Origin of the sequence: Streptomyces kronopolitis (assembly GCF_014646275.1) — a bacterium.
Classification (GTDB): domain Bacteria; phylum Actinomycetota; class Actinomycetes; order Streptomycetales; family Streptomycetaceae; genus Streptomyces; species Streptomyces kronopolitis.
In genome coordinates, this window is the sequence record NZ_BMND01000005.1 from 50,196 (window position 1) to 64,966 (window position 14,771).

Here is a 14,771-nt window from a genome sequence, read left to right on the forward strand (position 1 = left end):
AGCGCGACATGGCCCAGAACACAGCGTTTGTGATCGCCGGAGCGGGACTGGCCGGCGCGAAGGCCGCGGAGACGCTGCGCGCGGAAGGCTTCGAGGGCCCGGTGGTGCTGCTGGGCGACGAACAGGAGCGGCCCTACGAGCGGCCGCCGCTGTCCAAGGGCTATCTGCTGGGCACCGCCGAGCGGGAGAAGGCCTACGTCCATCCGGCCGGGTGGTACGCCGAGCACGATGTCGAGCTGCGGCTGGGCAACGCCGTCACCGCCCTCGACCCGGCCGGCCACGAGGTGGCCCTCGCCGACGGCAGCCGGCTGGGCTACGCCAAGCTGCTGCTGGCCACCGGCTCCACCCCGCGCCCGCTGCCGGTGCCCGGCGCGAACCTCGACGGGGTGCACTACCTGCGGCGCCTGGCCGACAGCGACCGGCTCAAGGAGGTCTTCCGCTCCGCCGCCCGGATCGTGGTGATCGGCGCCGGCTGGATCGGCCTGGAGACCACGGCGGCCGCCCGCGCCGCCGGGGTCGCGGTGACCGTCCTGGAGGCCGCCAAGCTGCCCCTGCTGCGGGTGCTGGGCCGCGAGGCCGCCGAGGTCTTCGCCGCGCTGCACACCGAGCACGGCGTCGATCTGCGCTGCGGCACCCGGATCACGGAGATCACCGGCAACGGCGGCACGGCGGACGGGGTCCGGCTGGCCGACGGCACCCGGATCGCGGCCGACGCGGTCATCGTCGGCGTCGGGATCACCCCCAACACCGAGGCGGCCGCGGCGGCCGGGCTCCGGGTGGACGACGGCGTCGTCGTGGACGAGCGGCTGCGCTCCTCCGACCCGGACATCCACGCGGCCGGCGACGTGGCCCGCGCCTACCACCCCGTGCTGGACCGGCACCTGCGCGTCGAGCACTGGGCCAACGCGCTGAACCAGCCGCAGACCGCGGCCCGGGCCATGCTCGGCCAGGACGTGCGCTACGACCGGCTGCCGTACTTCTTCACCGACCAGTACGACCTGGGCATGGAGTACACCGGATACGTCGCGCCGGACGGCTATGACCGGGTCGTCTTCCGCGGGGACACCAAGACCCGGGAGTTCGTCGCCTTCTGGCTCTCCGGCGGGCGGGTGCTGGCCGGGATGAACGTCAACGTCTGGGACGTCACCGACTGGATCAAGGAGCTGGTGGCGAGCGGGCGGCCGGTGGACCCGGAGCGGCTCGCCGATCCGGACGTGCCGCTGGGCGAGCTGCTGTCCTGAGCGAGGCCGGCCGGCGGTGCTCACGGAGCGCCGCCGGCCGCTGTGTGGTCGCCGTAACGACGGGTGCGCGCTTGCCGTGACACCCGGTTAACGGGCCGTTCGTAGGGTCGCAAGCGCAGCAGCCGACCACGAAGGGGACCGTCCGTGACCGCTCCGGAACCGCCGGCCGAGACCATGTCGCAGGTGCGGACGGCCTGCACGTACTGCGGGGTCGGGTGCGGGGTCGTGCTGAACGTGGCGACGGACGCGGACGGGCGGCGCACGGTCCGCGGGGCGACCGGCGGCAAGGACCATCCGTCGAACGGCGGCCGGCTGTGCACCAAGGGCGCCACCAGCGCCGAGCTGTTCGCGGCGCCGGGCCGGCTGTCGCGGGCCCTGGTGCGCGCGGACCGCGGCGACGAGCCGGCCGCCGAGCCGATGGCGAGCGCCGTGCGGCGGACCGCCGCCCGACTGCGGGAGATCGTCGACACGCACGGCCCGGACGCCTTCGCGCTCTACGTCTCGGGGCAGATGACGCTGGAGGCGCAGTACCTGGCGAACAAGCTCGCCAAGGGCTTCGTCCGCACCCGCCACATCGAGTCCAACTCCCGGCTGTGCATGGCCAGTGCGGGCAGCGGCTACCAGCTGTCGCTGGGCGCGGACGGCCCGCCCGGCTCGTACGACGACTTCGCGCACGCCGATGTCTTCTTCGTCATCGGCGCCAACATGGCCGACTGCCACCCGATCCTCTTCCTGCGGATGCGGGAGCGGATGAAGGCGGGCGCCAAGCTGATCGTGGTCGATCCGCGGCGCACCGCCACCGCGGCCAAGGCCGACCTGTTCCTGCAGATCGCGCCGGGGACGGATCTGGCGCTGCTGAACGGCCTGCTGCACCTGCTGGCGGCCGACGGCCGGCTCGATACGGAGTTCATCGCCGAGCACACCGAGGGCTGGGCGGCGATGCCGGAGTTCCTCCGGGACTATCCGCCCGCGAGGGTCGCGGAGCTGACCGGGATCCCGGAGGCGGACCTGCGCCGGGCCGCCGAGTGGATCGGCGCGGCGGACGCCTGGATGAGCTGCTGGACCATGGGCCTGAACCAGAGCACCCACGGCACCTGGAACACCAATGCCCTGATCAATCTGCATCTGGCGACCGGGGCGATCTGCCGCCCCGGCTGCGGCCCGTTCTCCCTCACCGGCCAGCCCAACGCGATGGGCGGGCGGGAGATGGGCTACATGGGGCCGGGCCTGCCCGGTCAGCGGTCGGCACTGGTACCCGCCGACCGGGCCTTCACCGAGGAGCTGTGGGGGCTGGAGCCGGGCACGCTGCGGTCGGACGAGCCGGGCCGGGGCACCGTCGAGATGTTCCGGCGGATGGCCGACGGGGAGATCCGGGCGTGCTGGATCATCGGCACCAACCCCGTCGCCTCGGTCGCCAACCGCCGCACCGTCATCGAGGGGCTGGAGGCCGCGGAACTGGTCATCGTCCAGGACGTGTTCGCGGAGACCGAGACCACCGCGTACGCCGATGTGGTGCTGCCCGCCGCCATGTGGTCCGAGTCCGAGGGCGTGATGGTCAACTCCGAGCGCACGCTGACGCTGGTGCGGCAGGCCGCCGACGCACCGGGCGAGGCCTGGCCGGACTGGCGGATCATCGCCGAGGTGGCCCGCGCGATGGGCTACGAGGACGCCTTCCGCTACGGCAGCGCCGAGGAGATATTCGAGGAGATCAAGCGCGCCTGGAATCCGCGGACCGGCTACGACCTGCGCGGGGTGACCTACGAGCGGCTGCGGCGCACCCCCGTGCAGTGGCCCTGCGCCACCGCCTCGGGGCCCGACCGCAACCCGGTGCGCTACCTCGGCGACGGCGCCGGCCGGCCCCTGGACGAGCGGCCGGACGGCGGCCGCCCCCGGCTGTCCTTCCCCACCGCGTCCGGCCGGGCGGTGTTCTTCGCCCGTCCGCACCTCCCGGCGGCCGAGCTGCCCGACGACGACTACCCGTTCCTTCTCAACACCGGCCGTGTGCCGCACCAGTGGCACACCCTCACCAAGACCGGCACGGTCGCCAAGCTGAACAAGCTGAACCCGGGACCCTTCGTCGAGATCCACCCGGCGGACGCCCGGGCGCTGGGAGTGGCGGAGGGCGACATGGTGGAGGTCGCCTCGCGGCGCGGCCGGGCGGTGCTGCCCGCCGTGCCCACCGACCGGGTGCGGCCCGGCGACTGCTTCGCGCCGTTCCACTGGAACGATCTGTTCGGCGAGTACCTCAGCGTCAACGCGGTCACCCATGACGCGGTCGATCCGGTCTCCTTCCAGCCCGAGTTCAAGGCGTGCGCGGTGTCCCTGGCCAAGGTCGCGGGCGAGACGGGCGCCGGGCAGGGGGCGGCGGCCCCGGTCGGCGGGAGCGCGCGCGAGGACGCCTTCCCGGGGCCCGGCGGCGGTGCGGCGGTGGCGGCGCTGGCCGGGGTGTTCCCGCTCGCCGGGTCCGCGCCGCCGGTGCTGGCCGCGCGGGAACGCCGCTATCTGTCCGGCTTCCTGACCGGCCTGGACTCCGCGCCCGCCGCCGGCACCCCGGTGCTGCCGGCCGGGGCGCCCTTCGACCCGGACACCGCACTGTGGGTCAACGGCGTGCTGGCCGGGATGTTCTCGCGCCACCCGCAGGCCCCGCCGCTCGCAGGTACGGCGGAGGCGCCCGCCGCGGCGTCCGGTGACGCGGCGGACCCGGCGGTCGTCGTCCTGTGGGCCTCGCAGACCGGCAATGCGGAGGAGGTCGCCGCCGACGCGGCCCGCCGGCTCCACGGCAGCGGGCGGACGGCGAGGTTGCTGAGCATGGCCGACACCGCGCCGGCCGCCCTGCCGCACGGCGCCGATCTGCTCCTGGTCACCAGCACCTTCGGCGACGGCGACGCCCCCGACAACGGCTCGGACTTCTGGGAGACCCTCAACGCGCCGGACACCCCGCGGCTGGAGGGCGTGCGCTACTCCGTGCTCGCGCTGGGCGACTCCTCCTACGACGACTTCTGCGGGCACGGCCGGCGGCTCGACGCCCGGCTCGCCGCACTCGGTGCGCGGCGGCTGGTGCCGCGCACCGACTGCGAACCGGACTACGAGGCGCCGGCCGGGCGGTGGCTGGAGCAGGTGCTCACGGCCCTGGCGGACGGCCCGGGGACGGCGGGGGCGGGGCCGGACGGGACGGCACCGGGCGTCACGGCACCCTCGACGGAGGCCGCCCCGGCTCCCCCTCCTTCCCCTGCTCCCCCTCCCGCACCGGCCGCCGGACCCGCCAAGCCCGTCCCCGTCACCGCCCGTCTCGTCGGCAACCGGCTGCTGAGCCGGGACGGGTCCGCCAAGGAGGTGCGGGAGTTCACCTTCGACACCCGCGACGGCGACGGCACCCCGCTGGACTACGCGGCGGGCGACGCGCTCGGCGTGCTGCCGCACAACTGCCCGGATCTGGTCGCGGAGTGGCTGTCCGTCACCGGTGCCGATCCCGCCGCCACCGTCGAGCTGCCCGGCCCGGGCGCGGTGCCGCTGGAGGAGGCCCTGCACCGCCATCTGGATCTCACCCGGATCACCCCCGCCCTGCTCCGCCTGGTCGCCGAACGCACCGGTGACCGGGCCCTCAAGAAGCTGCTGCGGCCTGGCAACCGCGGTGAGCTGGACCGGTGGACCTGGAGCCGGCAGGCCGTCGACGTCCTCGCCGAACACCCGGTACGGGCCGACGCGGCGGACTGGGCCGCCCTCCTCCCCCGTCTGCAGCCCCGGCTGTACTCCATCTCGTCGAGCCCGCTGACCGACCCCGCCCTGCTGCGTCTGACGGTCTCCGTGGTCCGCTTCGAGAACCGCCTGGGCCGCCCCCGCAAGGGCGTGGCCTCCACCTTTCTGGCCGATGCCGGGCCGGACAGCCCGGTGCCGGTGTTCGTCCGGCGCACCGAGCGGTTCCGTCCGCCGGCCGATCCGGCGACCCCGATGGTGATGGTGGGCCCCGGCACCGGTGTGGCACCCTTCCTCGGCTTCCTGGCGGAGCGCCGGGCCCGCGGCCACCGCGCCCCCAACTGGCTCTTCTTCGGCGAGCAGCACCGCGCCGGCGACTTCCACCACGAGGAGGCCCTCGGCGAACTGCGCCGGGAGGGGCTGCTCACCCGTCTGGACACCGCCTTCTCCCGCGATCAGCGCGCCAAGATCTACGTCCAGGACCGGATGCGTGAGCAGGGCGGCCGGCTGTGGTCCTGGCTCCAGGACGGCGCCCACTTCTACGTCTGCGGCGACGCGTCCCGGATGGCCAGGGACGTCGACCGCGCGCTGCGGGACATCGCCGTGGCGCACGGCGGCCTGACCGAGGAGGCGGCCACCGGCTATGTGAAACAGCTCGCCGCCGACAAGCGGTATGTGCGTGACGTGTACTGAGCGCGCCGATCCCTCCTGAACGGGCCGACGGCCGCCGTCCGGCGGACGATGGTGGGGAAGGAGAGGAGCATGACCCTGATGAGCGCTGCCGCCGTGACCACCGCACGGGAACCCGACGGACCGGGGCCGGTGCCGAGCGAGCCGGAGCCGGTGCCGCGGGACCCGGCCCCGGCCGGACCGGAACCGGACGAACCGGCGCCCGCCCCCGGCCCGGCCCCCGGCCCGGACGAATCGCCCGGCTCGAAGCCGGACGACGACCCGGCCGCCGAGCCGCCCGACTGATCCGCCGTTCCCGATCGCCCGCGCGGCACGGCTCGCGGAGCGGGCGGCGAGGGGTGTCCGTCCGCCGGACGCGGGGCCCGCGCGCTGTGCCGCGCCCGGTCCCTCGGCCCGTCCGCCCATGCCCCGTCCACCCATGCCCCGTCCACCCATGAAGTGCCCGATACGTGGGCACACGCACCGTGCCGCCGGTGAACGCCCCTCGCACCCACCACGATCAGGAGACCCAGCATGCCGGACGCGGATCCCGCAGCAGGCACGGCAGACACCGCCCCGGGCCCCCTCGGCGCCGAGGAGCTGCACGCCCTCGACGCCCACTGGCGGGCCGCCAACTATCTGGCCGTCGGACAGATCTATCTGATGGCCAACCCGCTGCTGACCGTCCCGCTGCGGCCCGAGCACATCAAGCCGCGGCTGCTGGGCCACTGGGGCACCTCGCCCGGTCTGAACCTCGTGCACACCCATCTCAACCGCGTCATCAAGGCCCGCGGGCTGGACGCCCTGTGTGTCTGGGGGCCGGGGCACGGCGGCCCCGCCGTGGTGGCCAACTCCTGGCTGGACGGCACGTACGCCGAGACCTACCCCGATGTCACCCGGGACGAGGCCGGGATGGCCCGGCTGTTCCGGCAGTTCTCCTTCCCCGGCGGGATCCCCAGCCATGTCGCCCCGGAGACCCCGGGCTCGATCCACGAGGGCGGCGAGCTGGGCTACTCCCTCACCCATGCCTACGGCGCGGCGTTCGACAACCCGGAGCTGCTGGTGGCCTGCGTGGTCGGCGACGGCGAGGCGGAGACCGGGCCGCTCGCCGCGTCCTGGCACGCCACGAAGTTCCTGGACCCGGTACACGACGGCGCGGTGCTGCCGATCCTGCACCTCAACGGCTACAAGATCGCCAATCCGGCGGTGCTCGCCCGGATCCCGCAGGAGGAGCTGGACGATCTGCTGCGCGGCTACGGTCACGAGCCCCTCCACGTCACCGGCGACGACCCGGCGGCGGTCCACCAGGCGCTGGCCGCCACCATGGACGAAGCCCTGGACCGCATCGCCGACATCCAGCGACGGGCCCGCACGGAAGGCGCCTCGGAGCGCGCCCGATGGCCGGTGATCGTGCTGCGCACCCCCAAGGGCTGGACCGGTCCGCACGAGGTCGACGGGCAGCCCGTCGAGGGCACCTGGCGCGCCCACCAGGTCCCGCTGCCCGGTGTTCGGGAGGACAGCGGGCATCTGCGGCAGCTGGAGGAGTGGCTGCGCTCCTACCGTCCGGACGAGCTGTTCGACGCCGGGGGCCGGCCGCGTCCGGAGGTGCTGGCCTGCGTGCCGGAGGGCCCGCGCCGGCTGGGTGCCTCGCCGCACGCCAACGGGGGTGTGCTGCTGCGGGAGCTGCCCCTGCCGCCGCTGGAGCGCTTCGCGGTGGAGGTCACGGCGCGCGGCAGTGCGCTGCACGAGCCGACCCGGGTGCTGGGCGGGCTGCTCGAAGCCGTCATGGAGGCGACCGCGCAGCGCCGCGACTTCCGCGTCGTGGGCCCCGACGAGACCGCCTCGAACCGGCTGGAGGCCCTGTACGAGGCCACCGGCAAGGCCTGGCAGGCCGAGCGTCTCGGCACCGATGAGCATCTCGCCCGCGACGGGCGGGTCATGGAGGTGCTCTCGGAGCACCTGTGCCAGGGCTGGCTGGAGGGCTACCTCCTCACCGGCCGGCACGGGCTGTTCTCCAGCTACGAGGCGTTCGCGCACATCGTCGACTCGATGGTCAACCAGCACATCAAGTGGCTGCGGACGTGCCGCCGGCTGCCCTGGCGGCGTCCCGTCGCCTCACTGAACTACCTGCTGACCTCACACGTCTGGCGGCAGGACCACAACGGCTTCTCGCACCAGGACCCCGGTTTCGTCGACCACATCCTCAACAAGAGCCCGGAGGTGGTCCGGGTCTATCTGCCGCCGGACGCCAACACCCTGCTCGCGGTGGCCGACCATGCGCTGCGCAGCCGCGACTACGTCAATGTGATCGTGGCCGGCAAGCAGCCGAGCTTCGACTGGCTCACCCTCGACGAGGCCCGCGCCCACTGCGCACGCGGCGCCGGCGCCTGGGAGTGGGCGGGCACCGAGGACGGCAGCAGTCCGCCGGACGTGGTGCTGGCCTGCGCGGGGGACGTGCCCACCCAGGAGACGTTGGCGGCGGCCGCCCTGCTGCGGAGCCGGCTGCCGGAACTGGCGGTGCGGGTGGTCAACGTCGTCGACATGGCCCGGCTGCTGACGCCCGGGGAGCACCCGCACGGCATGCCGGATGCCGAGTACGACGCCCTGTTCACCCGCGACAAGCCCGTCATCTTCGCCTACCACGGCTATCCGTGGCTGATCCACCGGCTCGGCTACCGGCGCGCGGGCCACGAGAACCTGCATGTGCACGGCTACAAGGAGGAGGGCACCACCACCACGCCCTTCGACATGGTCGTCCGCAACGACCTGGACCGCTTCCGGCTGGTGATGGACGTGGTGGACCGGGTGCCCGGCCTCGGGGTGCGCGCCGTCGCGCTGCGGCAGGAGATGGCCGACGCCCGCACCCGTCATCACGCCTGGATCCGGGAGCACGGCACCGACCTCCCGGAGGTCGCGGACTGGACCTGGAGCGGCTGACCCGGCGCCGGTTCAGGCGCCCGCCGCCTCCCGGACGTCCTCGGCGACGGACCGGTCCAGTGCCGCGCGCACCAGCCCGGAGGCGAAGGCGGCGGTCCGGTCCGCCCCGACCAGGCGCGCCAGCCGCCGGGGGTCGCCGGGCAGGCCCAGCCGCTCCGCGCCCTGGACGGCCTTGGCATCGAGGTACGGGGCGAACTCCGGCCAGACGCCCTGCACCTCCCGCAGGAAGATGTGCGAGCCCGTCGGCCCCAGCCCCGGGACCTTCTGCAGTTCCCGGCGCAGCGCGGTGGCCTCACCGCCGGCCGCCTCCCGCATCCGCCGCAGGTCGCCGCCGCAGGTGTCCAGCAGCAGCGTGGCGCCGTCACCGAGCTGGGTGGCGGTGCGCTCGTCGTAGCGCCGGTAGCCGCCCTCGCCCAGGGCGTCGACCCGCTGCTGCCAGGTCGCCGCGGCCATCCGCCGCGGGGTGCGCAGTCCCGCGTCGAACAGCGCACGGGCGGCCGCCACCGCCACGGACGCGCGGATGGGCGCGCTGAGCAGCCCCGCCAGCACCAGCAGCTGGTACAGCGGCTGCGGGGTGTTGGCCAGCCGGATCCCGCTCCGGGCGGCGACGGTCTCGCCGTGCCGCTCCAGCAGGGCGTGCGCCAGCGCCCGCTGCCCGCCGCGGGCGCTCACGGCGCGGTCCCGCGGGGGCCGTCGGGGCCGAGGGGGACGTCGAGGGGTGGGTCGAGGGGGAGAGTGCCGGCCACGCCATGCCTCCGTCGCTGCGGTCGGTGCGTCCGCGCTCACCCTCCCCGATGCGCCGCACGGGAAACGGCCACTGCTCCAGGGGGCGCAAGGTGCCGCCGCCGCTCTCCCGCGTCCGGGGGCGTGTCCGGGGCGCGTCGGGCGCGTCCGGCGGCACCCGGGTGCCGCCGGTGTCGCCAAGTCCCGCGGTCCGTCGCAGAGTGGGCACGGATACGGTCCGTGCGCGGCCGTGCGCATGGTCGGCGCCGGACCGGCAAGGAGACCGGCAGTCCCGCGCGGAGGGAGCGCCCGGCGCCCGTCCGCCCAGCAGCGACCGTGAGGAGCAGATGACGGTGCGAGCGCACACAGGACAGTTGGCCACCCCTCGTCCGGATCCCGTTCCGCCCACTCCGGGTCCGGGCCCCGGGCCGCCCGGCCCCACCCCGGGCCCGACTCCCGGCCCGGCCCCCGCCCCCGGTCCCGATCCGGTGCCGCCGCCGGTGCCGCGCCCCGAACCGGACCCGGTCCCGCCGACCCCCGCGCCGCCGACGCCGGGCCCGCAGCCCGGCCCCGCGCCCGATCCGCTGCCCGCGCCGGGCACCGCCCTGTGCTCCCGTCGGCCGGGCGGTGGCACCGGCCGGCGCTGAACCGGCTCCCGACGGCGGCCGGTACCGGCCCGTGGGCCGGGCCGGCCGCGGCGTCCCGCACAATGAACCCACCGGTTCCTACAGACGCCGGGCGCGCACCGCGCACCTCTGCACGGGAGAGAAGATGCCGAACCCGGACGCCGACCACGCCTCCGCCGTCCCCGTCCTGGTCCTCAACGGGCCCAATCTCAATCTGCTCGGGCTGCGTGAGCCCGAGATCTACGGGCGGGACACCTTCGCCGACATCGAGGCGCTGTGCCACCGCACCGCCGCCGCGCACGGGCTGCGCGCCGATGTGCGGCAGAGCAACCACGAGGGCGTCCTCATCGACGCCGTGCAGGAGGCACGGACCGCGCACCGCGGGATCGTGATCAACCCGGCCGGCTACAGCCACACCTCGGTGGCCCTGCGCGACGCGCTGGCCGCGGCGGACGTCCCGATCGTCGAGGTGCATCTGTCGAACATCCACCGGCGGGAGGAGTTCCGGCACTTCTCGTATGTCTCCGCGGTCGCCGACACGGTGATCTGCGGGGCGGGGGCTAACGGCTACGCGCTGGCGCTGGCCCATCTGGCCCGTCTGGTGGACACGGCCTGACGCGGCCGGGCATTCGCGCCCGGCGTGGTTAACCTCGGCGGGTGGGGCATTCCGAGGAGCGCGCCGAGGGTGCGGGACCGTTCATCACCCGGCTGACCTGGCGTCTGGCGGAGGGCGGCACCGCCGTCTGGGAGTCCCGGGCGGCCCGCAAGCGCGGGACGCTCGCGGTGCGCCCCGCCGGTGGTGGCGAGAGCGGGGTGCGGCGTGCGGACGCCGTGGCCCTGACGCGGCTGCGCAGGCTCAACGGCGTGGCCGCGGCCTCCTTCACGGTCGGCGGCCTCCTCTTCGCCGTCGGTGCGGCGCTCGCCCAGTTCAGCACCGCGGGCCCGACGGTGAGCGCCTCGGTCTACTTCGTCGGCGGCGTCTTCTTCACCCTGGGCGGCTACGCCTCGCTGGTCCAGACGGTCAACGCGCCGCGCCGGGAGGGTACGGCGGGTGAGCTGACCACGCCCGCGTTCCGGTGGTGGAGCTACGAGCCCGGCCGGGTGGACTGGCTGAGCACCTTTCTGCTGTTCCAGGGGACGCTGGTGTTCGGCGTCAATCTGCTGGACTCGTTCCTCCAGGGGCTCACGGCACGGCAGTCGAACCGGCTGATCTGGACGCCCGACATGATCGGCTGCGCGCTGTTCCTCGTCTCGGGGCATCTGGCGGTCATCGAGGTCTGCCACGGCCGGCCGTGCCTCCACGGGCGCAGCCTCGGCTGGTGGATCGTCGCGGTCAACCAGCTCGGTTCGGCGCTGTTCATGGTGTCCGCGCTGGCGGCCTTCAGCCGGCCCGCGACCGGCAGCCTGGTGAACGTCGCCGTCGCCAATTGGGGGACCCTCACGGGCGCGCTGTGCTTTGCGGTCGCGGGCGTGCTGCAGGCCGGCGAACGTCCCTGACATGCGGGTGCGGCGGACCTGTGGAACCGTGGTCTCACAACGTGATCACCGGCGGGTCCGGTGTGGACACGGCCAGGTTTCTCAAGCAGAGGAGTGACCCATGGCCTCTCGGAAGCAGACTGTGGGCGGTTGGACCGCGTTCGCCGCGGTCCTGATGATCTTCGGTGGCGCGATGACCCTCCTGGAGGGCATCTCCGCCATCGCCAAGGACAACGTCTTCGTCACCACGACGAACTACGTGTTCTCCTTCAACCTCACCGGATGGGGCTGGATCCATCTCATCCTCGGCCTCGTCATCCTGCTCGCCGGCATCGCGCTGCTGAGCAGCGGCGCGTCCTGGGCGCGGGTGGTCGGTGTGATCCTCGCGGGTCTCAGCGCGCTGGCGAACTTCCTGTGGATCCCGCACTACCCGTTCTGGGCGATCGTGGTGCTCGCCATCGACATCTTCATCATCTGGGCGCTGTGTGCCGGAGACCACCGCCACGCCGTCGCCGTCTGAGCCGGCCCGGCGCCTCCCATGGCCTCCGGACCCACCGCGCAAGAACGCGCGGACGCGGGCAGGGCACTTCGCACCGAAGTGCCCCGCTCGCGTCATGAGGAGTTCAGTCCGGCACCGGACCGTGCCGACCCGGTGGATCTGATCGAGCGGCAATCGGCCCTCCGGCTGCCGGAGTTGGTGCCGCTGCGCTACGGGCGGATGCTGGAGTCGCCGTTCCGGTTCTACCGGGGCGCGGCCGCCCTCATGGCCGCGGATCTGGCCACGACACCGTCGACGGGGCTGACGACCCAGCTGTGCGGGGATGCCCATCTGCTGAATTTCCGGCTGCTGGCCTCCCCCGAGCGCCATCTGATGTTCGACATCAACGACTTCGACGAGACCCTGCCCGGTCCCTGGGAGTGGGACGTCAAACGACTGGCGGCCAGCTTCGCCATCGCGGGCCGCCAGAACGGCTTCAGCGAGCCGGAGCGGGCCGGCATCCTGCGGGCCGTCGGGGCTTCCTACCGCGAGCAGATGCGCCGGTACGCCACGATGCGGACCCTGGACGTCTGGTACGCGCACGACGAGATGGCCGAGGTCGCGGCCGAGGAGGCCGGTGAGCTGGGCGCCAGGGGCCGTGCGGGCCTGTCCCGGATGATCGGGGACGCCCTCGCGCACGACACCCTGCAAGCCTTCCGCAAGCTGACCCGGCGCAGCGGCGACGAGGTGCGGATCGCCGCGGATCCGCCGCTGATCGTGCCGGTGCGCGAGCTGCTGCCGGGCGCCGAGGGGGAGCGCCTGGCCGGCACCCTGGAGGATCTCGTCACCGGCTACGGCCGCAGTCTGCGCGCGGATCACCGCAGGCTCCTGGAGCAGTACCGCGTCGTCGACATGGCCCGCAAGGTCGTCGGCGTCGGCAGCGTCGGCACCCGCTGCTGGATCATGCTGCTGCTCGGCAGGGACTCCGGCGACCCGCTGCTGCTCCAGGCCAAGGAGGCCGGCGAGTCGGCGCTCGCCCCGTACGCCGGGCCGAGCCGTCATGACAACCAGGGGGCCCGGGTCGCGGAGGGCCAGCGGCTGATGCAGGCCGCCAGCGACATCTTCCTCGGCTGGCGGCAGACCACCGGCATCGACGGGCGGCCCCGCGATTTCTACGTGCGCCAGCTGCGCGACTGGAAGGGCATCGTCCAGACGGACGAGATGGTGCCGGTGGGGATGCGGCGGTTCGCGGTGCGCTGCGGCGGCACGCTGGCCCGCGCCCACGCCAGGTCGGGCGACCGGATCGCGATCGGCGCGTACCTCGGCTCGGGGACGGTCTTCGACGAGGCGCTGGCGCGGTTCGCGGAGCGCTACGCGGACCAGAACGCGCGCGACCACCAGGCGCTGGTGGCGGCGGTCCGCTCGGGCCGGGTCCGGGCCGAGGCCGGTTGAGCGGACGGACCGCCTCCGCGGGGTCGGGCCCGGGCGGCCGCCACCCGTTCGGCACACCCCGTACGGCAGCGGATGTCGGCTGCGGCCGCCCCGCCTAGCATGGATCCGAATGGCTCCGACGAAGGCGGCCCCATGCGCCCCACGGCGAAGTTCTCCATCAGCTTCGGCCTGGTCACGATCCCGGTCGCGGCGTACAACGCCACGGACAGCTCCACGTCCGTCAGCTTCGTGCGGATCCACACCGCGGACGGCGGCCGGGTGCGCAATCAGCCCGTGTGCTCGCTGGAGGGCGTGGAGATCACGCCGGACGAGATCGGCCGGGGCTACCGGCCCGGCGACGGCGACACGGTCGTCCCGCTGAGCGACGAGGACCTGGACGCGCTGCCGCTGCCGACCGCGAAGACCCTGACGATCCTGGCCTTCGTGGCGGGCGGCGACATCGACCCGCTGCAGATGGGCAAGGGCTACTACCTGGGCATCGACAGCCCCGCCGCGGCCAAGCCCTATGTGCTGCTGCGGGAGGCGATGGAGCGCCATCAGCGCGTCGGCCTCGGCAAGATCGCGCTGCACGGGCGGGAGACGCTCGCCATGATCCGGCCGATGGCGGGCGCGCTGGTGATGCAGGTGCTGCTGTGGCCGCATCAGATCCGCCCGATGGACGGGGTGCTGCCCGAGCGGCCGGTGGAGGTCCACGCCAACGAGGTGGAAGCCGCCGAGACACTGATGGACTCCTTCGGCGAGCTGTCCGAGGACGATGTGCACGACCACTACCGCGAGGCGCTCGAAGAGATCGTGGCGGCGAAGCTGGCGCATCGTGAACCGCACTTCGACACCGGCGAGGAGCAGCCCGCCGGCCAGGTGATGGACCTGATGGCGGCCCTGCAGGACAGTGTGCGCGCGGCCCGCAGGTCGCGCGGCGAGGACGAGGACGCCGAACCCGCCCGGGGCGCCGCCGGATCCGGTCGCGGCACGAAGAAGAGCGCCGCCCGCAAGACCGCGGCGAAGAAGCCGGCCGAGGGCAAGGCCGCGGCAGGGAAGGCCTCCGCGAAGAAGACGGCCGCGGCGAAGAAGACCTCCGGCAGGGGCGGCCGCCGCGCCGGCTGAGCCCGGCCGGGGCAGCCCGCCCCGCTCCCGCACATAAGCCGACCACCGCGGGGTACGCGGGTGGTCAACGAGCATTTCTGCCAAGAGAGTTATGGAGGTTGACACCATGGGTATCGGCGGGTGCATCGGCCTGCTCGCAGTGGGCGCGATCCTTACCTTCGCGGTGGACTGGCACATGGCCGGGATCAACCTCGACCTGGTCGGCATCATCATGATGATCGTCGGCATCATCGGCCTCGCCACGTACGTCAGCATCCTCAAGCGGCGGCGCACTCAGCCGCCCTCCCCCGGCGCCCCCGTCGTCGATGTGGAGGACACCCGCTACTACAAGTAGCCCCCGCCGCCGGCGTGCACGGCCCCGCCGCGAGGCGG

The 14,771-nt window shown here is 73.9% G+C and carries 11 protein-coding genes; 10 read left to right on the forward strand and 1 reads right to left on the reverse strand.

Translation table 11 applies throughout. From position 1 onward, the window contains the following. Positions 1-8 precede the first annotated feature (8 nt). From IEY78_RS08150 to IEY78_RS08165, 4 genes are all read left to right on the forward strand, one after another. Positions 9-1,241 carry an NAD(P)/FAD-dependent oxidoreductase gene (locus IEY78_RS08150; protein WP_189096932.1) on the forward strand — a complete coding sequence of 411 codons (1,233 nt, stop codon included), beginning with the start codon at positions 9-11 and terminating at the stop codon, positions 1,239-1,241. Positions 1,242-1,415: 174 nt separating this feature from the next. After that, the gene (locus IEY78_RS08155) at positions 1,416-5,627 is read left to right on the forward strand and encodes a bifunctional nitrate reductase/sulfite reductase flavoprotein subunit alpha (RefSeq protein WP_189097134.1); all 4,212 of its coding nucleotides are present in this window, start codon (positions 1,416-1,418) and stop codon (positions 5,625-5,627) included. A gap of 69 nt (positions 5,628-5,696) precedes the next feature. Then, the gene (locus IEY78_RS08160) at positions 5,697-5,909 is read left to right on the forward strand and encodes a hypothetical protein (RefSeq protein ID WP_189096933.1); all 213 of its coding nucleotides are present in this window, start codon (positions 5,697-5,699) and stop codon (positions 5,907-5,909) included. Between the two features lie 228 nt (positions 5,910-6,137). Beyond that, positions 6,138-8,540: a phosphoketolase family protein gene (locus IEY78_RS08165; RefSeq protein ID WP_189096934.1), complete on the forward strand. Its 2,403-nt coding sequence runs from the start codon at positions 6,138-6,140 to the stop codon at positions 8,538-8,540. A 12-nt stretch (positions 8,541-8,552) separates the two neighbouring features. Here IEY78_RS08165 and IEY78_RS08170 read toward each other — a convergent pair whose 3' ends face one another. After that, positions 8,553-9,212: an endonuclease gene (locus IEY78_RS08170; RefSeq protein ID WP_189096935.1), complete on the reverse strand. Its 660-nt coding sequence runs from the start codon at positions 9,210-9,212 to the stop codon at positions 8,553-8,555. Between the two features lie 822 nt (positions 9,213-10,034). Here IEY78_RS08170 and aroQ point away from each other — a divergent pair. The 6 genes from aroQ to IEY78_RS08200 all read left to right on the forward strand — a co-directional run bounded on the left by aroQ (position 10,035) and on the right by IEY78_RS08200 (position 14,733). After that, positions 10,035-10,505: a type II 3-dehydroquinate dehydratase gene (aroQ, locus tag IEY78_RS08175; RefSeq protein ID WP_189096936.1), complete on the forward strand. Its 471-nt coding sequence runs from the start codon at positions 10,035-10,037 to the stop codon at positions 10,503-10,505. A gap of 41 nt (positions 10,506-10,546) precedes the next feature. Then, positions 10,547-11,386, forward strand: coding sequence for a hypothetical protein (locus IEY78_RS08180; RefSeq protein ID WP_189096937.1), 840 nt, complete (start codon positions 10,547-10,549; stop codon positions 11,384-11,386). A 100-nt stretch (positions 11,387-11,486) separates the two neighbouring features. After that, the gene (locus IEY78_RS08185) at positions 11,487-11,885 is read left to right on the forward strand and encodes a DUF7144 family membrane protein (RefSeq protein WP_189096938.1); all 399 of its coding nucleotides are present in this window, start codon (positions 11,487-11,489) and stop codon (positions 11,883-11,885) included. 78 nt (positions 11,886-11,963) lie between these two features. After that, on the forward strand, positions 11,964-13,295 hold the full coding sequence (locus IEY78_RS08190) for a DUF2252 domain-containing protein (protein WP_373294088.1): 1,332 nt from the start codon (positions 11,964-11,966) through the stop codon (positions 13,293-13,295). Between the two features lie 132 nt (positions 13,296-13,427). After that, complete coding sequence (gene ku / locus IEY78_RS08195; protein WP_189096940.1) at positions 13,428-14,399, forward strand: non-homologous end joining protein Ku; 972 nt, start codon at positions 13,428-13,430, stop codon at positions 14,397-14,399. Positions 14,400-14,505: 106 nt separating this feature from the next. Then, positions 14,506-14,733 (forward strand): DUF6458 family protein, encoded by a 228-nt coding sequence (locus tag IEY78_RS08200; protein WP_189096941.1) that lies wholly within the window; start codon positions 14,506-14,508, stop codon positions 14,731-14,733. The last annotated feature ends 38 nt before the right edge of the window (positions 14,734-14,771 follow it).